Annotated in this window: 22 protein-coding genes; 7 read left to right on the forward strand and 15 right to left on the reverse strand. The window is 33.6% G+C overall.

Going from position 1 to position 22,300, the window contains the following annotated elements; all coding sequences use genetic code 11:
• Positions 1-240 precede the first annotated feature (240 nt).
• Positions 241-684 carry a nucleoside deaminase gene (locus OYT91_RS11570; RefSeq protein WP_281238082.1) on the reverse strand — a complete coding sequence of 148 codons (444 nt, stop codon included), beginning with the start codon at positions 682-684 and terminating at the stop codon, positions 241-243.
• 84 nt (positions 685-768) lie between these two features.
• Here OYT91_RS11570 and OYT91_RS11575 point away from each other — a divergent pair, with 84 nt between their 5' ends.
• Together OYT91_RS11575 and OYT91_RS11580 are read left to right on the forward strand one after the other, a co-directional pair.
• Complete coding sequence (locus tag OYT91_RS11575; RefSeq protein WP_281238083.1) at positions 769-2,550, forward strand: 1-deoxy-D-xylulose-5-phosphate synthase; 1,782 nt, start codon at positions 769-771, stop codon at positions 2,548-2,550.
• A 42-nt stretch (positions 2,551-2,592) separates the two neighbouring features.
• The gene (locus OYT91_RS11580) at positions 2,593-3,600 is read left to right on the forward strand and encodes a DUF3078 domain-containing protein (RefSeq protein WP_269221662.1); all 1,008 of its coding nucleotides are present in this window, start codon (positions 2,593-2,595) and stop codon (positions 3,598-3,600) included.
• A gap of 56 nt (positions 3,601-3,656) precedes the next feature.
• Here OYT91_RS11580 and OYT91_RS11585 read toward each other — a convergent pair whose 3' ends face one another.
• The 10 genes from OYT91_RS11585 to OYT91_RS11630 form a co-directional block, all read right to left on the reverse strand.
• On the reverse strand, positions 3,657-6,317 hold the full coding sequence (locus tag OYT91_RS11585; RefSeq protein ID WP_281238084.1) for a T9SS-dependent M36 family metallopeptidase: 2,661 nt from the start codon (positions 6,315-6,317) through the stop codon (positions 3,657-3,659).
• Positions 6,318-6,411: 94 nt separating this feature from the next.
• Positions 6,412-7,755 (reverse strand): dGTP triphosphohydrolase, encoded by a 1,344-nt coding sequence (gene dgt / locus OYT91_RS11590; RefSeq protein WP_281238085.1) that lies wholly within the window; start codon positions 7,753-7,755, stop codon positions 6,412-6,414.
• Between the two features lie 149 nt (positions 7,756-7,904).
• Positions 7,905-8,384 (reverse strand): RDD family protein, encoded by a 480-nt coding sequence (locus tag OYT91_RS11595; protein ID WP_281238086.1) that lies wholly within the window; start codon positions 8,382-8,384, stop codon positions 7,905-7,907.
• Between the two features lie 137 nt (positions 8,385-8,521).
• Positions 8,522-9,235 (reverse strand): AAA family ATPase, encoded by a 714-nt coding sequence (locus OYT91_RS11600; RefSeq protein ID WP_281238087.1) that lies wholly within the window; start codon positions 9,233-9,235, stop codon positions 8,522-8,524.
• Between the two features lie 28 nt (positions 9,236-9,263).
• Positions 9,264-9,563, reverse strand: a complete 300-nt coding sequence (locus tag OYT91_RS11605; protein WP_281238088.1) for a hypothetical protein — start codon at positions 9,561-9,563, stop codon at positions 9,264-9,266.
• The gene (locus tag OYT91_RS11610) at positions 9,563-9,769 is read right to left on the reverse strand and encodes an addiction module protein (protein WP_269221657.1); all 207 of its coding nucleotides are present in this window, start codon (positions 9,767-9,769) and stop codon (positions 9,563-9,565) included. Before OYT91_RS11610 ends, OYT91_RS11605 begins: the two co-directional genes overlap by 1 nt.
• A gap of 216 nt (positions 9,770-9,985) precedes the next feature.
• Positions 9,986-12,367, reverse strand: a complete 2,382-nt coding sequence (locus tag OYT91_RS11615) for a ribonucleoside-diphosphate reductase subunit alpha (protein WP_281238089.1) — start codon at positions 12,365-12,367, stop codon at positions 9,986-9,988.
• A 289-nt stretch (positions 12,368-12,656) separates the two neighbouring features.
• Positions 12,657-13,634, reverse strand: a complete 978-nt coding sequence (locus OYT91_RS11620; RefSeq protein ID WP_281238090.1) for a ribonucleotide-diphosphate reductase subunit beta — start codon at positions 13,632-13,634, stop codon at positions 12,657-12,659.
• A 259-nt stretch (positions 13,635-13,893) separates the two neighbouring features.
• A complete protein-coding gene (locus tag OYT91_RS11625; RefSeq protein WP_269221655.1) occupies positions 13,894-14,466 on the reverse strand; it encodes a DUF3109 family protein in 573 nt (190 codons plus the stop codon).
• Between the two features lie 92 nt (positions 14,467-14,558).
• Entirely contained in the window at positions 14,559-15,359 is an 801-nt protein-coding gene (locus OYT91_RS11630; RefSeq protein WP_281238091.1) for a hypothetical protein, read from the reverse strand.
• 212 nt (positions 15,360-15,571) lie between these two features.
• On the opposite strand from OYT91_RS11630, the gene OYT91_RS11635 reads away from it, so the two are divergent.
• The 3 genes from OYT91_RS11635 to OYT91_RS11645 all read left to right on the forward strand — a co-directional run bounded on the left by OYT91_RS11635 (position 15,572) and on the right by OYT91_RS11645 (position 17,081).
• A complete protein-coding gene (locus tag OYT91_RS11635) occupies positions 15,572-16,147 on the forward strand; it encodes a MarC family protein (RefSeq protein WP_269221653.1) in 576 nt (191 codons plus the stop codon).
• 122 nt (positions 16,148-16,269) lie between these two features.
• Positions 16,270-16,473, forward strand: a complete 204-nt coding sequence (locus OYT91_RS11640; RefSeq protein ID WP_269221652.1) for a hypothetical protein — start codon at positions 16,270-16,272, stop codon at positions 16,471-16,473.
• A 2-nt stretch (positions 16,474-16,475) separates the two neighbouring features.
• Positions 16,476-17,081: an FAD-dependent oxidoreductase gene (locus OYT91_RS11645; protein WP_281238092.1), complete on the forward strand. Its 606-nt coding sequence runs from the start codon at positions 16,476-16,478 to the stop codon at positions 17,079-17,081.
• Positions 17,082-17,112: 31 nt separating this feature from the next.
• On the opposite strand, the gene OYT91_RS11650 is transcribed toward OYT91_RS11645, so the two are convergent.
• From OYT91_RS11650 to OYT91_RS11660, 3 genes are all read right to left on the reverse strand, one after another.
• Positions 17,113-18,708 (reverse strand): S41 family peptidase, encoded by a 1,596-nt coding sequence (locus OYT91_RS11650; protein ID WP_281238093.1) that lies wholly within the window; start codon positions 18,706-18,708, stop codon positions 17,113-17,115.
• Positions 18,709-18,860: 152 nt separating this feature from the next.
• Entirely contained in the window at positions 18,861-19,292 is a 432-nt protein-coding gene (locus OYT91_RS11655) for a deoxycytidylate deaminase (protein ID WP_281238094.1), read from the reverse strand.
• A 3-nt stretch (positions 19,293-19,295) separates the two neighbouring features.
• A complete protein-coding gene (locus OYT91_RS11660; RefSeq protein WP_281238095.1) occupies positions 19,296-19,889 on the reverse strand; it encodes a HupE/UreJ family protein in 594 nt (197 codons plus the stop codon).
• Between the two features lie 187 nt (positions 19,890-20,076).
• On the opposite strand from OYT91_RS11660, the gene OYT91_RS11665 reads away from it, so the two are divergent.
• A complete protein-coding gene (locus OYT91_RS11665; protein WP_281238096.1) occupies positions 20,077-20,508 on the forward strand; it encodes a TerB family tellurite resistance protein in 432 nt (143 codons plus the stop codon).
• Positions 20,509-20,565: 57 nt separating this feature from the next.
• Here the strand turns inward: OYT91_RS11665 and fbp are convergent, their stop codons facing one another.
• Positions 20,566-21,585, reverse strand: coding sequence for a class 1 fructose-bisphosphatase (fbp, locus tag OYT91_RS11670; protein ID WP_281238097.1), 1,020 nt, complete (start codon positions 21,583-21,585; stop codon positions 20,566-20,568).
• Between the two features lie 170 nt (positions 21,586-21,755).
• Between fbp and OYT91_RS11675 the strand changes: the two genes are divergently transcribed.
• Positions 21,756-22,265 (forward strand): GNAT family N-acetyltransferase, encoded by a 510-nt coding sequence (locus OYT91_RS11675; protein WP_281238098.1) that lies wholly within the window; start codon positions 21,756-21,758, stop codon positions 22,263-22,265.
• Positions 22,266-22,300: the final 35 nt, after the last annotated feature.

Genomic DNA, 22,300 nt, shown 5'->3' on the forward strand with positions numbered 1-22,300 from the left:
CACTCATTATATTGTAGTAAAAGTATAGTATTTTAATTAATTCTTTAAGAAGAAAATTCTTTGGAGGTAAATTATTTTGTAGGAGGTATTTTTTAGGAGCTAATCCAGCTATCCGTTACAATCTTATATGCCGAACACCGGCACATAAGGATTTCCACTTCAAACGAAGTTCACTGAATTCCTATGAAAAATAAATATTAAATGAAGTAATCTGGGCTAGGGATTTTCAGTTTAACAAGACTATTTCCTTCTCTCAGCAAAAAAACGCTTCATCAATTCCGAAGCTTCATTCGCCATAATCCCTCGAACGACAACTGTTTTGGGATGCAATTGTGTTCCCATTTTTACAAAACCACGGTGGTCATCGCTGGCGCCATAAACAATTTTAGTAATCTGACTCCAATACAAAGCACCAGCACACATCTGACAAGGTTCGAGCGTAACGTAAAGCGTGCAATCCTTCAGATATTTTCCGCCAAGGAAATTGGCTGCGGCGGTTATGGCTTGCATTTCGGCGTGGGCGGTCACATCATTCAACAATTCGGTTAAATTATGGCTTCTGGCAATTACTGTGTCATTGACCACAATAACAGCTCCCACAGGAATTTCGCCTTTATCAAAAGCCATTTCAGCTTCCTGCAAAGCTTTTTTCATAAAGTACTCGTCCGTAAAAATGTTTTCCATAAGTCCCCAAGTCCCAGAAAGGGAATTATTAAGTTGCCGTACAAAAATAGAAAACAAAACCGTAAATTCGCTTTTTAAACTACAATGAAAAGCAACTTACTCGAACAGATTTATTCCCCGATTGATTTACGCCAGCTTGACGAAGCACAACTTCCACAATTGGCACAAGAATTACGTGATTTCATCATCAATATTGTTGCCACCAAAGAAGGGCATCTTGGCGCTAGTCTTGGTGTAGTTGAACTCACGATCGCTTTGCATTATGTTTTCAATACACCCGAAGATTTATTGGTTTGGGATGTCGGTCATCAAGCCTATGGACATAAAATCCTGACCGAACGAAGAACCATTTTTCATACCAATCGACAATTGGGAGGGATTTCAGGTTTTCCAAAAAGAAGCGAAAGCATTTACGATACTTTTGGCGTAGGCCACTCCTCCACATCTATTTCGGCGGCGCTAGGAATGGCGATTGCTTCTAATTTAAAAGGGGATTTCAACAAACAACACATTGCAGTAATTGGTGACGCCTCAATTGCTTCAGGAATGGCGTTTGAAGGTTTGAATCATGCTGGAGTAACTGATGCTAATTTATTGGTTATCCTAAATGACAACGCTATTGGAATTGATCCGAGTGTAGGCGCTCTCAAAAAATACCTCACTTCCGTAAAAGAGGGAAAAAACCCGAGACAGAATAATATGATTCGCTCACTGAATTTTGATTATTCGGGACCAATTGATGGCAATGATATTTTTGCAGTCCTAAAAGAATTGAAGCGTTTGCAAAAAACAAAAGGGCCTAAATTTTTACATCTAATCACCACCAAAGGCAAAGGGCTCCAACAAGCCGAAGACAATCAAGTAATATATCACGCTCCCGGTAAATTTGACGCCTCAACTGGAGAAATCATTCCAAAACAAGAAGAAAATTTACCTCCAAAATACCAAGACGTTTTTGGACTGACCCTTTTGGATTTGGCCCAAAAGAATGAAAAAATTGTTGGAATTACACCCGCAATGCCATCCGGAAGCTCGTTGAAATTTATGATGGATGCATTTCCAAAACGCGCATTTGATGTGGGCATTGCTGAACAACATGCCGTAACTTTGGCTGCTGGAATGGCTACACAAGGAATGATTGTGTACTGCAATATTTATTCTACTTTTTTACAACGCGCTTATGACCAAGTGATCCACGATGTGGCTTTGCAAAATTTGCCTGTCATTTTTTGTCTAGACAGAGCTGGTCTCGTTGGCGAAGACGGAGCTACACATCACGGTGTTTTTGACTTAGCTTATTTACGCTGTATTCCAAACATGATTATTTACGCTCCTTTAAATGAAATTGACTTACAAAACATTTTATATACAGCCCAATTGGGTGTAAATCATCCTATTGCCATTCGTTATCCTCGAGGTAGAGGTGTTATCAGAGATTGGGAAACATCCTATCTTGGGAAATACGAAAAAATAGAAATTGGAAAAGCAAAATTACTCCAAAGTGGGGCAAAAGTTGCTATTTTATCAACTGGCGCAATTGGAAATAATGTCACTTTGGCCTTGTCTAAAATAGCACATCCAGAAAATTTTGCCCATTATGATTTTCCATTTGTAAAACCTTTGGATGAAAACGAACTACATACTATTTTTAGCCAATTTGAATCCATAATAACTATTGAAGATGGCGTCATAAAAGGAGGTTTCGGAACTGGAATTCTGGAATTTGCAGCGACCTATCATTACAATTCAAAAATGCAACTTTTAGGAATACCTGATGAATTTATTGAGCAGGGTTCGATTGATGAATTACAACAATATTGCGAAATTTCCGTTGATAGTTTGAAAATCATTTTCTCAAGTTACTGAAATTAATTAATTTGCGTCTTTAAAATACCACAGCTCCACGCCATGACCTTTTTAACCAAACCGATTGCAATTCTATTTCTATTCTTTTCAATTAGCAGTATCGCTCAAATAAGAATAATCACAAGTAAAATGGATACCATTTCTATAAAAACTGGTCAACCCATTACTACCATAATAACCTCCAAACCAGATAGTATTTCAAATTGGACAAATAAAAACACTTTAGGAATTGATATTTCTGAGATTGCTTTTGTCAACTGGAGCGCAGGGGGAACAAGTGCTGTTACAGGACTAGTAAAAGGACATCTTAAGCGAGATTATAAGGATGATTATCAAGTTTGGGCAAACGAACTTATTTTTAGATATGGATTAAACAAACAAGAAGGTACTGAACTCCGAAAAACAGATGATGTTTTTAGAATCAACTCTACTTATGGTTTTAGAAAAGATTCTTTATCCAATTGGTATCATTCCGCTAAATTCAACTTCAATACCCAATTCACTAACGGATATAACTATCCCGATACCGACAATCCAATTTCTAAACCTTTTGCTCCTGCCTACACTTTCTTAGGAATTGGTTCTGAGTATATTTATAAACCAGAAAAACTAAATGTCTATTTATCACCTTTAACATTAAAAAACACAGCAGTTCTGGATCAAACTTTAGCCAATGCTGGAGCTTATGGTGTTAGAAAAGCAATTTATGATGCACAAGGAAATTTAATATCAAAGGGTAAAAAATCTAAAACGGAGCTGGGTATTTTAGTAACTAGCTCTTTTGAGAAAGAGATTTTTACGAATATTACAATTAAAAACCGCTTGAGTTTATACACCGATTATCTACATAATTTTGGCAATATTGATGTCGATTGGCAATTTCATGCCGATTTAAAAGTTAACCAGTATGTAAAAGCAAATATTGGATGGAATTTAATTTATGACGAAGACATTGATGTCATCAAAGAAGAAAATGGAATAAAAATAAACGAAGGTCCAAAAGTACAATTAAAACAAGTATTGGGAATTGGACTCGAATATACTTTTTAAACCAAAAAAAAAGAGCCTATTTCTAGACTCTTTTTTTGTATTATAAATTAAAAGTATTAGTTAACAATTACTTTTTCAACATAATTCAAACCATCACCTTTAACGGTAACAACATAAATCCCTTTAGACAAAGCACTTAAATCCAAAGATTTGTTGCCTTCAAAATCGATATCTTTTTGGTCGTAAACAACTCTGCCTGTTAAGTCACAAATTTGTATAGTAACTTTCCCAACAAATTGACTTATTTTGATAGTAATACTTCCAGTAGTAGGATTTGGATACATTTTCATTACTGATTCATTCTCAAAATCTTTTACTGCTAATACACAATTAGGACCTGCAGTTGGCATAGTAAAATCTTCCACCTGGTCATTTCCAATATTCTCGTCTCCAGCAGAAGCATTTTTTCCTAATCCTCTAGCTGCAAAAACTTCCCAAATCATACAATAATCTGCTCCACCAGTCAGAGCTTGATCTGCTGCTAAAATGGCATCTCTACCGCTAACAAAAGTTGGACTACAGGGTTGTAATTTTATACCATCAAGTACCACACGCATCAATTTATTATTCCCTCCGGTTCCAGCATATTTATTATCATCATAACCATATTTATTGATATAAGCCCAAGACAAATCCCATAAAATAGTAGCCCAAACAGCTCCAGTTCCGTGCTCTTCTGTTTGCTCTATTCCATCAGTATCAACATATTGATATTTGTTTGTATTGGCATAAGTTAATGGATTTATTGTTTTATCTGTAGAATATGGATAATCTCTTATACCAAGCCCATCTGTAGATTGACTTGACACATAAGTCCCAATACCTCTTTTAGTAGTACCAACATCCCCTGGTTTTAATTGCATCATTAATGCTATCCAATCAGACCATCCCTCTCCCATTTGATCTGTATTATCCAAACAACTTGAATTATTACGTCCACCTGCCAAACGAGTTGAAATTCCATGTCCATATTCATGTGCGATAATTCCATTATCAAAATCCCCATCCGTATTAACAAATGGACTAGTCTCTAACTGTAGTTTAACATTAACGGCCTGTGTTTGCATTTGAGTAATTAAAGCTTCGCCAACTTCTTGTGTCACGCTAATAGAAGGTATTGTAATGGTTGCTTCAGCACCGGACATGGTTATTTCTCCTGCTTTATTATTCACTACAATTACGGCAATTGCACCAGCATCTTGAGCAAATTTGACTTTTACTGTAAAATTACATCCTCCTCTTCTCAAAATGACAATTTTGCCATTTAGTGCTGCTGCATTCACTGGCGCATAACAACCTTCATCAGCTACATTTGTTGCATTTACATACAAAACTAAGTCAGATTGCAAAAAAGAAGGGGCAATTGGCAAATCAATATGACTGGGGTCAAATCCATTCTGCCTAGCAAAATAGCTACCTGCTATAGAAGAAGGTGCTGTAACAATTAATGGTTTTATTGCTGGTGAATAATTCCACAAAAACATTTGCATTCTTCCATTTTGACCATCAACCCCCGATGAAAAATTTGCATTATTTATACTTTGTGGACTAGCAGATGATCCGTCTTGTGCATCTGCATATACAAAATCATTTCCTGCAGCTCCTTTTCCATAATTATTTTTCTGAAAATTACCATTAGTCTCATCAAAACCATACTGATACCATATATCATGCATCACATTATTCATATAAAACAAATTGGTAGTCGCTGCATTTAATGAACTAGAAGCTGAAACATTAGTTCCCATATACGGAAAATCAAACAACAATGAAGCTCCTCCATCTGGACTATTCCCAGCAAGATTATCCCCATCCATATCTTCTTTAGCCCATACATTATTTCCTCTGGTTATGGTGTAATCAGCACCTAAAATACCATTAGTGTCGTGCCAGCCAAAAGGTGATGCTTTAGCATTAGCAGGGTTTGAAATTAATTTTCTGGAAGAGTGATTTGGACTTTCATAATTAAACGGAACTACATTGTAAGTCCCTTCATTGGCCATACTAGTCTTTTTAGTATACAATTGTTTATATGTTAAAGGACTTGCGTTTACAAACACATCTGCATTTATTAGAGAATTTTGCTTTTTTATATCAAAATTACAAGAAATAATACGATCCTTTTTTTCTAATATTTTTCCTGTTTGTGCATCAATACGAAGACTCCACTCATGATTTGGAGCAGTTGTACTTATGGTAAAATCCCAAGCCAAAACCAACGATTTATCTTTTGTCAAATAGTAAACTAAATTAGCAGAGACTGGCTCGCCTTTCCCAAAACCATTACTAATTGAATACTTATTTTTACTTATGGTTTCTAAAACAGCAAATGGTTCTGTTGGTATAATTTTCAATTGCTCATAGGTTTTGGATAATGCTTGTAAAACAGAAAGAGAAGGAGTCGATGTATTTGCTTTTTTGGATACATTGGCTACAAATTTCTTCTCAGCTCTCATAACTTGTCCATTCTTTATAGAAAAAGCGGAAACTAATCTAAAAACTTCAATGCCATTATATCTTTGAACTACATAACAACTGGTGATTGTCGAATTTGATGTAGTTCCTTCACTTTCTATAAACCAATCACTAACATCTTTTGCAGATAAACCAGACTTAGCTGAATTAGAATTTAAATATTTTTGAATTATTTCTTTATTGGATTGAGAAAACACAAGAAAAGGAATTAAAGAAAAGAGTAAAAGAGTAATTTTTTTCATAAATTAATTAAGTTTATTCAAATATTAGTTATTACGTACAAACTTGAACATTTTTTACAATATTAAAACTTTTACTTCTTTTAAAGTTAATAATTTAACTTTTTCCTGCTGTAATTGTTTTATAAAACAACAAAGCATTCCCATCTGTAAGCATCGATACAAAATGACAGATATGAAGTAATCTTTCATAAAGATTTTCTTTCTCTAAATGATGCTTTTCAGGTAACATTTTCAAAATTAAACCATCATAATTAGACATACTTCCTTCGTATTTATTATTAAAAGCAGTAATGAATTTATCTAATATGGTTTGAATAATTTGATACCCCACAATTTCCTTCTCCACCACTTCACGACTTTGATAGATATTTTTGACACTAATCTTAATAATATCGTCCATTTGAGCTTTGTACTTGCTTTTATCCGTTAAAGCAAAAGGAAACTTTCCTTGTAAAATCAATTCCTCATTTTCGATAAAAACTTTGACGGCATCATTGATTAAACTCCCGATTGCCAGCGCTCGCAAATAACTGATTCTGTCCTCTTTGGTTTCTAAAGTTTTGTATTTTGAAGTATCTATACTGTCTTTCACCAATTTAATTAAATACTCCAAAGCAAAATCTTCGGAGACCAATCCTAAATTGATTCCGTCTTCAAAATCAATTATGGTGTAACAAATGTCATCGGCAGCTTCAACCAAATAAGCGAGTGGATGTCTTTCGAAACCAATATCGTTTCCTGTTTTATTGGCAATCATGCCCATATCAGTTGCGACTTCCTGAAAGAAAACTTTATCCGTTTGAAAAAAACCATATTTTTTATCTGCGATATTTTGAGTTGGTTTTTTGGGCAAACTTTCTTTTGGGTATTTCATAAAAGCCCCCAGAGTGGCGTAAGAAAGTCTGACTCCCCCTTCCACACCGGGACGTGAACTATTTAAAACCGAAAATCCATTGGCATTACCCTCAAAATCAATTAAATCTTGCCATTCTTTGGCTGATAATTGATCCTTGTATTTTGAACCTTTTCCTATCGAAAAATATTCTCCAATGGCTTTTTCACCCGAATGCCCAAAAGGAGGGTTTCCTATATCATGCGCCAAAGAGGCGGCGGCTACGATCGCACCAAAATCATTCATTTGGTATCCATGAACTTCCTGCAAATACGGATATTTCTCCAATATTTTTTTACCAACCAATCGTCCCAAGGAACGCCCAACAACGGAAACTTCCAAACTGTGCGTTAAACGAGTGTGTACAAAATCGGTTTTGGAAAGCGGAATTACTTGTGTTTTGTCCTGCAAACTTCTAAAAGCGGAGGAAAATATGATTCGGTCATAATCGACTTCAAAGCCCAAACGGGTTTCGTCCTGCTCGATTCTTAATCTTTTGCCTGTGTCTCCTTGTCTTTTTAGTGATAATAGTTGTTCCCAGTTCATTCTGATTTTAGATTATAATCTCGAAAATAGTCGAGAATTGATTTTAGAATAGCTCCAAAGATAAAGTAAATATCGAATCTGATTATTCTATTAAAACAAAAAGCCGCCAAAATTGACCGCTTTTTGATTACTATTCTATTTTTTACCTATCAAGGCAAAATAATAATTTTCTTTTGTTTTTCAAATTCCTGTTTTTTTACGACATAGGTTTCCGACATTGAATCATGCCAGCCTCCTGCCTCACCGCCTAAAAAAGAAAAAATCTCAAACGGAATGTATCTACAAAGGGTTCGTTTCAAAATGCTTTTGTAATTGGGTTTTGAGCCATTTTTCAAAATTACATACGTTTGGGTTAAGAATTTCGCAAGAGAACGAGAGAAATACAGTTCGGTCAAATAATAATAAAACCCAGCAATGATGGCAAAAGAAATCCCTTTTTCGAACACGCCCATATTGCTAATCCATGCCTTTAGTACACTGCTATTGGCAACATCGGCAAATATAGCTATGGTTGCCCCAACACTAATCCAAATCACATATACGAAGACTAAATCAATTAGTAAATTTAAGAAACGCTGCTGTCTTGATGCTAATAAATCATCTGTAACTGTAAATTTTTTATTTTCCATGTTTTCCGTTATTTAATACTACAAACAAAACATACTAGAACTATAACTTACTCAAATATAAGGAATTATTTCTACAATTATGAATTAAGAAACCTCCAATTCTCTTGTTATTTATTAATCAAAAAACTATGATTTTTTTAATCTAAAGTCTTTTGTTTTTGAATCTCTGCCTCAATAATATTATTTTTCACTTCCTTGAGTAAATGATTTTTTGCTTCTGCAAAAGTAATATCATAAATACGAGTCAATTTTTGAAATTCTACAGGATATTTGGTAAGCAACTTTGTATAATAGCTATCCAAAACTTCATTGGAAGGAGCTGTAAATTCCAATTGCATTTCAAAACGGCGCACCAAGGCTTCGTCTATCATCTGGATTTGATTGGTGGCAGCAATTAATACCGAACGATTGGGGAAATTATCTATTAGTTGAATAATCGAGTTCACTACCCGTTTCATCTCGGAACTGTCTTTGTTATCATAATCCCGAATTTGACCTAAGGAATCAAATTCATCAAAGAATAAAACCGAACTTTCGTATTGCACTTCCTTGAACAATCCTTCGATATTCTTGGAGGTTTCGCCTAATTTGGAAGAAACAATTCTCGAAAGATTGACTATGATAAGTTTTTTGTCTAGTTTTCTGGCAATGGCTTTGGCCGTCATGGTTTTACCACAGCCTGTTTTGCCGTGCAACAATATTTTATTAACCACAGGCAGCTCGTATTGCTCCAAAACGCAACGAAATTGGTATTCCTTTAAAAACTGATTGATTTGCGCTGAAACGACTTCATTGAATACGACATCTTCGAGATGAACAATGCTTCGGTCTGTAAAATATAATAAACTCAAGGGGATTGGATTTTAAAAAAATTATTACTCAAAACCCTAGCCTTTTAGACCAGTTTTTAGGAGAGCGGGAGGTATGAAAAACACCAATACCAATAATTTCATTTTTTTCAAACTTATAATGTATTCCATAAGGGAATCTTGTAATAAATCTAACTTTTATATTTTTATACTTTTTTTGAAATGATTCTGGATTTCTTAAAACAGTATCAATTCCAGCTTCCAAGCAAAGTTCAAAATCATAGGAAAGCCCTATTCTCTGCTCTTCATACCAAAGAACAATATCTTCAACATCAAATAACGCTTCTTTTACGAAATGAATTTTATACACTATCGAATAGATTTTAAATGACTTTTAACCTCATCCCATGTATATAATTCGGTTTTCCCTTCTTCTAAATTTTTAATTCTAATATCTAATTCTCTTTTCACATCATCAGAAATTTCTAAATCATTTTTAGAAACACTGTCCCACAATTGCTCAGCTAGAACAATTTTTTCTGCATTGCTGTATTTAGATAAATTTTTAATTTCCATAATCCCTTTTATTAGTATTGAATACTACAAATTTACACAAATTTAATTATGAAAACGAAAGTGTTTTAGCCCCGATTGAAGTGAAAATCCTTTTATCTCGTTTCTTTAACGAGATAAAAGATTGAAACGGAAAGCGGGATTAGCTCCTAAAATAAAAACAGCTACCATTACGATAGCTGTTTCTCTTAATTCTTTATTCTTTAATCTATTTTCTGCTTATGAACCACACATTTCACAATCTTCTGGATCTCCGGATTGAGCTTTGAGCAACATTGCTTTGAAATCCTCAACATCTATTGACTCTGTTATTGGAAGGTCCTCTTGTTTTTTATCGTTATTTAAGGTAAACTTGATTGCATCAACTGCTGCTTTTGTTCTCAAATAATACATTCCGGTTTTCAAACCAGATTGCCAAGCGTAGAAGTGCATTGAAGTCAATTTTGAATAATTGGCATCTTGCATAAACAAGTTCAATGATTGTGATTGATCCACAAAATACCCTCTTTGACGAGACATATCGATGATGTCTTTCATGGACATTTCCCAAACGGTTTTGTACAATTCTTTTATGTCTTGCGGAATCACATCGATGTTTTGAACCGATCCGTTGTGACGCATGATTTCTTGTTTCAAGTTGTCATTCCACAACCCTAGTCTTACTAAATCATGCAATAAATGCTTGTTCACCACGATAAATTCACCAGACAATACACGTCTTGTATAAATATTGGAAGTATATGGTTCGAATGCTTCGTTGTTACCCAAAATTTGAGAAGTCGAAGCCGTTGGCATTGGAGCAACCAATAACGAGTTACGCACTCCATTTTTCACCACTTCTTTTCTAAGTGAGGCCCAGTCCCATCTTCCTGATAATTCTTCGTCTTTCATTCCCCACAAATTGTGTTGGAATTCTCCGTTTGACATTGGAGAACCTTTGAAAGTAGAATAAGGACCTTCTTCAATTGCCATTTCCATAGAAGCGGTACAAGCTGCAAAGTAAAGGGTTTCGAATATTTCTTGGTTTAATTTTTTGGCTTCATCCGATGTAAAAGGCAAACGCAACATAATGAATGCATCTGCTAGTCCTTGCACACCAAGACCAATTGGTCTGTGACGCATATTGGAATTTTCGGCTTCTTTTACAGGATAATAATTTCGGTCAATTACTCGGTTTAAGTTACGGGTTACACGTTTGGTAACATCATACAATAATTGATGGTTAAAAGCTCCATTCTCTACAAACATTGGCAAAGAGATAGAAGCCAAATTACAAACAGCCACCTCATCACTTGATGTGAATTCCATAATTTCGGTACACAAATTCGAAGAACGAATCGTACCTAGATTTTTTTGGTTTGATTTTCTATTGGCTGCATCTTTGTACAACATATAAGGAGTACCCGTCTCAATTTGAGATTCCAGGATTTTCTCCCATAACTCACGTGCTTTGATAGTTTTTCTACCTTTTCCTCTAAATTCATAATCCGTGTACATGGCTTCGAATTCTTCACCATATACATCATACAAACCAGGACATTCGTTAGGACACATTAAAGTCCAAGTCGAATCTTCCTGAACGCGTTTCATGAACAAATCGGATGTCCACATGGCGAAGAACAAATCTCTGGCACGCATTTCCTCTTTTCCAGTATTCTTTTTTAGATCTAAAAATTCAAAAATATCGGCATGCCAAGTTTCGATATAAATAGCAAAACTTCCTTTGCGTTTTCCACCGCCTTGATCTACGTAACGAGCAGTATCATTAAATACCCTCAACATTGGAACGATACCATTTGAAGTTCCGTTTGTACCACGAATATATGAACCTGTAGCACGAACATTATGAATAGAAAGCCCTACTCCACCTGCAGATTGCGAAATTTTAGCTGTTTGTTTCAACGTATCATAAATTCCATCAATACTATCGTCTTGCATAGCCAAAAGGAAACAAGATGACATTTGAGGTTTAGGCGTACCCGCATTAAACAAAGTCGGTGTTGCATGTGTAAAGAACTTTTTAGACATTAAATCGTATGTTTCCAATACCGATTCTAAATCTCCAAGGTGTATCCCTACTGAAACTCGCATCAACATATGTTGTGGACGCTCTACAATTTTACCGTTTATTTTTAATAAATACGAACGTTCTAATGTTTTAAAACCAAAATAATCGTAATTAAAATCTCTATTATAAATAATGTGCGAATCCAAAAATTCAGCATTTTCCATAATCACTTTATGCACCTCTTCGGCCAATAAAGGTGATTCTTGGTTGGTTCTTGGATTGATGTAATGAAACATTTCATTCATCGTTTCTGAGAACGATTTTTTAGTATTTGAATGTAGATTTGATATTGCAATACGAGCAGCCAATTGCGCATAATCAGGATGGGCAATGGTCATTGAAGCAGCAGTTTCGGCAGCAAGATTGTCAAGTTCGGATGTAGAAACCCCATCATACAAGCCCTCAATAACGCGCATCGCAACTTTTACTGGATCTACCAAATCATTCAAACCATAGCAAAGTTTTTTAATTCTTTCAGTAATTTTATCAAACATTACAGGTTCTTTGTGGCCGTCTCTTTTTACTACATACATACTTTTACTATTTTTTTTGATTAATGAATTGTGATTTACGAACAGTAGGAATTCATAATTCATTTATTTACTCTTAAGTTAATGCAATACAAAACCCGATCCTTTGTTTCATCGCATAAAATGAGATGAAACAAAACTCCGATTTTTGTCCTGAAATGGTTCAGGGCAGAATTAACTTGGTTTTCAGATTTGGGGAATCTTATGAAAACAATTTAATTACAATTACTTTATATTATATTTTTTGGTGTTTTGAAAATGAATTCAAAATAGTTTAACAAGGTATTATATTCTAAAAATCAGCATCGAAACTAATTTTTTGAGAATCACCTTCACTTACTTTAACACCTGCTTTTTGATATTCGGCAACTTTTTTCTCGAAGAAATTAGTTTTACCTTGAAGAGAAATCATATCCATAAAGTCAAATGGATTGGTAACATTATATTCTCTATCACAACCTAGTTCGACCAACAATCTATCGGCAACAAATTCTAAATATTGAGTCATTAATCCTGCATTCATTCCAATTAAACTTACTGGAAGCGATTCAGTAATAAATTCTCTTTCGATATTTAAAGCATCAACAATGATACTTCTTATTCTTTCTTTTGGAACTTTATTAATCAAATGATGGTTGTGTAAATGTACCGCGAAGTCACAATGAACACCTTCATCACGAGAAATCAACTCATTAGAGAAAGTTAATCCAGGCATTAATCCTCTTTTTTTCAACCAATAAATAGAACAAAAAGCGCCTGAAAAGAAAATACCTTCAACAGCTGCAAATGCAATCAGTCTTTCAGCAAATGAATCAGATTCAATCCATTTTAATGCCCAATCTGCTTTTTTTCGAATAGCAGGAAAAACATCTAATGCATTAAACAGTTCATCTTTTTCAGCCTCATCTTTTACATAAGTATCAATCAAAAGGGAATATGTTTCACTATGAATATTTTCCATCATAATTTGAAACCCATAGAAAAATTTTGCTTCGGCATATTGTACCTCATTAACAAAATTCTCTGCTAAATTTTCATTAACAATTCCATCTGAAGCCGCAAAAAAAGCAAGAATGTGTTTTATAAAATAACGCTCATCTTCATTCAATTTATTATTCCAATCATTTAAATCTTGTGATAGATCAATTTCTTCAGCAGTCCAAAAACTAGCTTCCATCATTTTATACCATTCCCAGATATCGTGATGTTTTATAGGAAAAATCACGAAACGATTTTTATTTTCTTGTAGAATTGGTTCTAATTGTGACATTGGATTGTAATTATTTTTTTGATTTTTATACTAAATATAAGTGCGAAAAGCGAGTTACAAAGATTGTGAATTAATGCGGTTATAAAAAGTCAAACTTATTCACAATAGCTTTGAGTTTTTAACAAATAATAAAAATGGGAATATTTTTCATACAAACAACAATGAATTGACTATTAATATGTTATAAGCTTAAAAAAGACCTAAAGTCCCGTAAAATATGAGTTTTTGAAACAACGAACAGTAAACAGAAGTTTAAAAATTATAAACCATTTTTTAAATCAGTTGCGACTTTTTCGAGTTCCATATACCAGTCTTCACCAAAGCGACGAATGAGCGCTTCTTTGACAAATTTATAGACAGGAACCTCCAATTCTTGACCCAAAGAACAAGCAGCATCACAAATATCCCATTTGTCATAATTAACAGCTGCAAATTCGGTAAAATCTTTGACACGAATAGGATATAGATGACAGGAAACTGGTTTTTTCCATTCTATTATACCTTGATTATAGGCTTGTTCAATTCCGCAAAGAGCGGTTTTACCGTCAAATATAACGTATGCACAATCTTTATTATCTATTAAAGGTGTTTCAAGATCACCATCAGCTCCATTTACCCAAGTCCCTTGAGCTTCTATAGCTTCGATTCCTTGTTTTCTCAAAAATGGTTTTACTTTTGGATATATCTCTTCCATTATTTTTGTTTCAGCCAAACTTAATGGTGCTCCAGCATCGCCATCGACGCAACAAGCCCCTTTGCAAGCTGATAAATTACAAACAAATTCTTTTTCGAGTATATCCTCTGAGACGATGGTTTTTCCTAGTTGAAACATTTTGCAAAGGTAACCAAAGATTCAAGAAATAAAAAACTCTCCTGAACTTAAGTCCACAAAGCAGACAAATTAACACATTGCAACAATTTTACTTACATAAATTTATAGTCACTTTTAAGAAAAGTATAAGCACTTTTTTCTAAACTTACACATTTCATAGTAGTCACTTTCCCTTTATTTTTCAAGTCCGTCATCGTCATATCCATCATCAAGGGTTTATCCTCAGGCTTAAAATACTTGGTAAAGGCATCAGGCATTTTTTGATTTTTTTGGTTTTTAAATAAATCAGAAAAACTTACTTTAGCATCATTTGTAAAATAAAAAACAATATCAAATTCTTCATTTGTAGCCTGAATTCCTTTGCAATTGTATCCAAGAAAAGTTTTATTGGGCAAGTTTTTATATGTAAATTTAGTTTTATCACCCTCTTTTTGTGCTATTTCAGAATAATCAGGCATTTTTGAAGCTGAAGCCATCTTTTCTTTTCCATTTTCGAAACAGGTTACTATAAGTTTATTTTTGGCATCCATAATCAGGAACATATTTTGTTCTTCTCCCTGTCTCATTTTAAAACCAAAATAAAAAGCATTAGGCTCTAAATAATAATCAACTACCATAGATTTACCTTCATCACTATTAATTTCCATGCTGTACTTCCAATTAAAAACATAGGAAACAGGAACTGCTGAAGCATCAATTTTGTTAGCCCCAAGTCCAAACAATTGCCCTTGATTGACTTGATTGTTCGCAAATGAAGTATCAATTTGTTTTTGCACTTTTTGGTTTACTTTTTTCTGAGCTGCATTTTGAATCTGTTTCCAAATTTGAGCTTGTAAATTACCAAAAGAAAGCAATAGTGCTATAAAAACGAGAATAAAACGTATCTTTTTCATTTTCAGGACATTTAGAATTATATACAAATTTAATATATGATTTTCAAGTAGTTACACTATTTAACTTTTGATTTTATGCAGCACAAAAAAAACATAAAACTTAAAATCGATAATTTTATTCATTTAATACAATCAAATCCAAAAATGTAAAAAAATAATGTATTTTTGATACTAAAAATATATTTTGACTTATAATAGATAAAAAAAAGACAATGGATTTTGATATAAAAGAGGTAATAACCGTTGGAATGGTACTTTTTGCTGTAATCGATATTGTAGGATCTATTCCTATTATAGTAGGACTCAGAGCCAAACACGGCCATATTGAATCAGAAAAAGCTGCAATAGTAGCAGGACTTATTATGATTCTTTTTTTGTTTGTAGGTGAAGAATTTTTAAATTTAATAGGAATTGATGTTCATTCATTTGCAGTAGCAGGTTCGTTTGTATTGTTCTTTTTGGCCTTAGAAATGATTTTAGGCATTCATCTTTACAGAGACGAAGAAGCAAGTTCAGCATCTATTGTACCACTGGCATTCCCACTAATTGCAGGTGCTGGAACAATGACTACCTTACTTTCTTTACGATCACAATTTCACACCTTAAATATTGTAATTGCTATTGTCCTCAACATTATTTTGGTCTATATCGTTTTAAAATCATCCGGTAAAATTGAACGAATGCTCGGAAAAAATGGACTTGGTGTAATTAGAAAGACTTTTGGAGTAGTACTTTTAGCTATTGCTGTTAAATTATTTGCTGCTAATGTTAAAGGTTTGTTTGTGTAGAAAAAAAAATTATACTTTTATCCCCTAATATTTAATCTGTTTAAGTTTATCTCTTTTTGATTTAAAATCTACAACAAATTATTTTAAAGAAACTTCAAACAGTTAAACAATATAATAAACCTATGAAACTTTTTACTAATGTTTTAGTGCTTATTGCCATCGCACTTCTTATTTTTAATGTTACTTTAATTGATTTTAAAAATCCATTTTCAGGAGACAGTGCAATAGCTTTTATTGGTATAGTAGCTTCTTTTTGTGCGGTATTAATTCTATTAATTTTTAGAATATCAAAAAAAATTGTAGAAAAAATGGACGATAATTCGTAGCTATGTTTGACACTTTAATAATTGGTGGTGGCGTATCTGGAATTTCATGTGCCATGGTATTGGCTTCAGCAAAAAACAAAAATTTTGTTTCCAATAAAAAAATTGGGATTCTAACCCATCAAAAGAATTCTGCGTTACAAGAAGCAGTATTTAACAATGCATACGGAATTGCTCCAGGCAAACTAGGTTCGGAATTACTCATCGAAAGTATTGAGCAACTAACCCATACATATCCTCATATTATTCAAATTCCTGAAGAGAAAGTATTGAAAATTACGGGATACTATCCGGAATTTACTGTTACCACTAATAGGAATTCATACAAAGCAAAGACTGTCGTTATTGGCATTGGGTCTGCTAATACATTTGCTATTGAAGGTTTAATGCAGTTTGTTGAAGCCCACAAAAAAGCACTTCCCGAAAAACAGAGAATTCAACTTAAAAATATCGACCATAAAGTAACCGAAGGTATTTTTGCTATAGGAACACTTGCAGGATGGAGAAGCCAACTGGCAATTGCAGCTGGAAGTGGAGCTGCTGTGGCAACTGATATACTTACGTTATGGAATGATGGGATACAAACACATTCTCATGATAGTATTCGATAATATACTTAAAAAAAGTCCAGTCTAAATACTTTTACTTTGTCAATTGAGGTCTTGAACTGCGTTTCAAAACTTCTTTAACCATAGGATCTTCTTTTAACATCAATTCATAAAACTTTTTGTCACCATACAATTGACGAGCAAACTCAGCATTCACGAATCGTTTCACTAAAAGTTTATAATTACTTAAATCCACTTCCAACCCGTTTTGAAAAAGATATTTTTGAAAACTAATAAAATAAGCATCCGTAGCATTTACTTTTTCTGAAAATTGTTCGAAAGTCAATTTCGTAAATGCATTTCTATTTTTATCTAATTGTTCAAAAACAAAATGCCCTACTATCCCAGATTGCAATAGATAAGAAACATTTTCTGCTCCATGTTCTGCTTCCAAAGGCACGAATACATCGGGAACAATTCCTCCACCGCCGTAAACAATTTTACCTTTTTTAGTTTTAAACTTCAAAGAATCAACCACTTTGATACTGTCTTTTTTAAACAATTCACCATGCAAAAACCTACTATTCGACTCTTTAAAATATTCGTCATTCCCTTTGGAGTAGGGTTTTTGAATAGATCTTCCGGTTGGTGTATAATATCGGGCAATGGTTAGCCTAACCGCCGAGCCATCATTAAAATCCATTTCACGCTGTACTAATCCTTTTCCGAAAGAACGACGACCTACAATTGTTCCTCGATCATTATCCTGAATGGCTCCAGCTAGAATCTCACTTGCTGATGCACTATTTTCATTAATTAATACAAATACATCACCGGTTTCAAAACTACCCTGCTCGGTAGCGTATGTTTTTTCAGTTGGCTCTTTTTTGCTTTTGGTAAAAACAATCAAATCCTTGTTTTTTAAGAACTCATCAGCAATTGCAATCGCAATTTCCATATACCCACCTCCATTATCACGAACGTCAACAACAAGCGTTTTAATACCTTGCTGTTTTAAAGATGTCAAGGCTGTTTTAAACTCGTCATAAGTAGTTTCGGCAAAACGATTAATTTTGATATAGCCGGTAGTTTTATTTAAAAGCAGTGCAACATCAACACTTTTTAAAGGAATAACATCACGTTGAATAGAAAACTTAAGTTTCTTTTGTTCTGATTTTCTGTAAACTGTCAATTCAATTTCTGAACCTTTTTCACCTTTTAAAGTAGCAAATAAACTATCATTGGGCAATTTTCGTCCAAATAATTTTGTTTTATTGGCAAATAAAATCCGATCACCTGCTTTGATTCCTGCTTTTGCAGAAGGGCCATTTTTGACTGGATTAATCACTGCAACCGAGTCTTTATACATATAAAAATTGATACCGATCCCAACAAAATCGCCCTTCATCGTTTCTGCAATTTCTGCTTGCTCGCTTGCTGGAATGTATACCGAATGCGGATCTAATTTGGCTAAAATATTATCAACTGTTAGACTTACAATGGAATCGGTATTGACATCATCTACATATTCATTGTCGATAAAATCGATTAGTTTATTAAGTTTTTCTTTTGTGTTTTTTTTAGCCAAAAATGTTTTAGAAGAAGGTGAACCTGACAAACTCCCAATAAAAATACCAAGGGCAAAAATGCCCCCAATAAAAATGGGTAAATATTTGTTGTCAAATTTCATATGTAGATACTATTTGTTTTTTATAGGATTCCGTTAGCTATCGGGAGGTATCGCCAGATCTTAATTGGTACTTATCTCATCGTTTACTATTTTGTTTTGGTATTCGATGATTTTCGATTGCGACAGCTTCTGTCATGGCGCTTTCATTTCTATTATTCTTCTAAATCTGGAATATGCTCAACTTCTATTCCTGCTTTTATTAAAAACTGAACACCCGAATCATCACGATATCCATTATGATATACAACTCTTTTTATCCCCGATTGGTGAATTAATTTACTGCATTCTTTACAAGGCGAAAGCGTAATATACAGAGTTGCTCCTTCGCAAGACTGAGTTGATCTAGCCACTTTAAGTATAGCATTTGCTTCCGCGTGCAAAACATCCCAACGGGTCAATCCGTCTTCATCTTCACAACAGTTTTCGAATCCGGATGGCGTTCCATTATATCCATCCGAAATAATCATTCTATCTCTTACTATAATGGCACCAACTTGTTTTCTCTTACAATAAGACAACAAACCCCATTCGGTAGCAATTCTCAAGTAGGCTTTATCGTATTTATTTAATTTCTTTTTTTCCATTTTTTATCTTTTCCAGAATTCACTTTCTAAAATCATAGGTAAAACTACACCAATTATAAATGCAGACATCACTAATGTCCAATCTCTTTTTGAAAATCGGAATACTGTTTGTACAATGTACGACAATAGTAATACTACGATAACCACAACAATTTGAGCAGCTTCAATCCCCAGAGCAAATTCGGCCATTGGCAATAGCTTTGAACTTGGGCTACCTCCCAAAATGGTTTTAAAATAATTAGAAAAACCCAGACCATGAATGATTCCAAAGAAAAGCGTTACTATAAAAATCAAATTGACACTGCCGTTTTTGCTAGTCTTTCCTGCTGTAAACAAATTATATAAAGCGGTTATTAAAATAGTAATCGGAATGAGCATCTCAACCACATTTACTTTAATTGCAATAATTCCAAAGACCGACAGAAACAAAGCTGTTGTATGACCTAAAGTAAACACTGTAACCAAAAGCAAAATTCTTTTCCAATCATTAAAAGTGAAAGGAACAGATAACGCAATTAAAAACAAAACATGATCATAAGAATGTACATCTAATACATGTTTTAACCCTATTTGAAAGTAAATCAAAAAATCTGACATCGACATAAATAAATAAAATTGATATGGGGTTGTAAACTTACGATTAATTTTGAAAACGGAATATTTGATTGAAAAATCATTCTATAAAAAATAAAATACCGAAGTCAATTTATACAAAAAAACACCAAAAATAAAATCATTAGCAAAAAATTAATTATCTTTATGTCAAACCTAAAACCCGATTATTATGTCAATTTCAGATTTATTTAGCAGCGAATTTAATCAAAGAAATCGTGGACATTTTGCAGCCATCGTTCGAATAGCTTATGCAGATGGACATATAACTGAACCAGAACAAAAATTCTTGGATAAATTAGCCGTGGATCTTGAAATTTCTAACGAAGAGTACAAAGAGATTTTAAAAGACCCTAACAAATTCCCAATCAATGCACCTTATTTGTATGTCGAAAGACTTGAAAACCTCTATAATCTAGCTAGAATTGTACACAAAGACCATCAACTGGGAGATTTGCAAGAACATCTAATGGTTAAATTTGCTTTGGCATTAGGATTTACGCCAGGTAATGCAAATTATATTGTAAACAAAGCTTTAAAATTAGTAGATCTCAATGTAGATTTAGACACTTTTATTTATGAAATGAAGAACATGAACAAATAAAAAACAGCTCCAAATTACGGAGCTGTTTTCGGTTTATTCTTTGGTTTATTCTTTGGTTTAATATTTACTCAATTTTGCTTTATACATAAATTCTTCTGCTTTTTTGACCATTTTTAAACTTCCGCAAAAGAAAGGCACTCTTTCATGCAGCTCTGTTGGTTGCAATTCCATTATTCGATCAAAACCATCTGAGGCCTTCCCTCCAGCTTGCTCTACTATAAAAGCCATTGGATTACATTCGTACAATAATCGCAACTTCCCTTTTGGTGCCTTTTTACTGGTTGGATAAATATAAATCCCCCCTTTGATCATATTTCGATGAATATCAGCCACTAAACTCCCAATATATCTTGAAGTATAAGGACGATCTTCCTCCTCCAATTGACAATATTTTATATAATCTTTCACACCTTGAGGAAAATGAACATAATTCCCTTCATTGATAGAATAGATATTTCCATCCTCGGAAAACTTCATATTGGGATGTGAAAGATAAAAAGTACCTATGGCTGGATTCAAAGTAAATCCGTTTACCCCATGGCCTGTGGTATATACCAACATAGTCGATGTGCCATAAATAACATATCCTGCAGCAACTTGATTAATTCCAGGCTGCAAAAAATCTTCTAAAGTTACTGGTGTACCAATTGGAGTTACTCGTCTATAAACAGAAAATATGGTACCCACTGTAACATTTACATCAATATTTGAAGATCCATCCAGAGGATCCATCAAAACCACATATTTATTGTTATGACTACTATCACTTCCTTCTACTGTTATAAAATCATCATTTTCTTCAGATGCAATACCACAGACAATTTCACGATTAATCAATGTTTGAATAAAAATCTCATTAGCATACACATCCAGTTTTTGTTGGTCTTCCCCCTGAATATTTTGTTCACCTGCCGCACCAATAATATCCACTAGCCCAGCTTTATTCACTTTATAATTGACCACTTTGGCTGCCAACCGAATAGAATTGATAATTCTGGATAATTCACCCGAGGAATACTGAAAGGCTTTTTGGTTTTCTATGATAAATTCACCTAGTGTTTTGTTTTGTTCTTCCATTACGAAATCGATGTAGTTAGTTTGAAGTCACAAATATCGTTTTTTTTGTGAAAATGAAAAGAATAATAGTAAGATAGTTTATCAGTATTGTATATTTGCTACATATATCACAAAAACAAGTTCCTAATTAACTGTTTTTTAATAGAATTCAAGAATAATAATACGAAATCATGAAAATACGCAAAGGAAAAAAAGAAGACATGAAAGGCGTTTTGGCTTTAATTCAAGAGTTAGCAGTATTCGAAAAAGAACCTGATGCTGTTTTGATCACTGAAGAAGACCTTATTAATGATGGTTTTGGAAAAAATCCCTTATTCGAAGTATTTGTTGCAGAGGCAGAAATTGACCCTAACGAGAGCAATCATACAAAGGAAATTGTTGGAATAGCATTGTATTATTATCGGTATTCTACGTGGAAAGGCAAAACAATTCACCTAGAAGATTTAGTTGTAAAAGAAAGTATGCGTGGAACTGGTTTGGGGTATGCTTTATATTCTGAAATCATAAAACAAGCAAAAAAAGACAAGGTGCGAAGAATTGATTGGAATGTTTTGGACTGGAATTCTTCGGCAATAGATTTTTATAAAAAATCGGGAGCAAATGTTCTGGATGAATGGCGAGTTGCTCAGATGGATGAAGTAGGAATTAACAATTTTATAGAAAATAAATTAAGAAAATAAAATATGATTTCTCTTTAGAATAAATCTAAAATTTG

Source organism: Flavobacterium praedii (assembly GCF_026810365.1).
Lineage (GTDB): Bacteria > Bacteroidota > Bacteroidia > Flavobacteriales > Flavobacteriaceae > Flavobacterium > Flavobacterium praedii.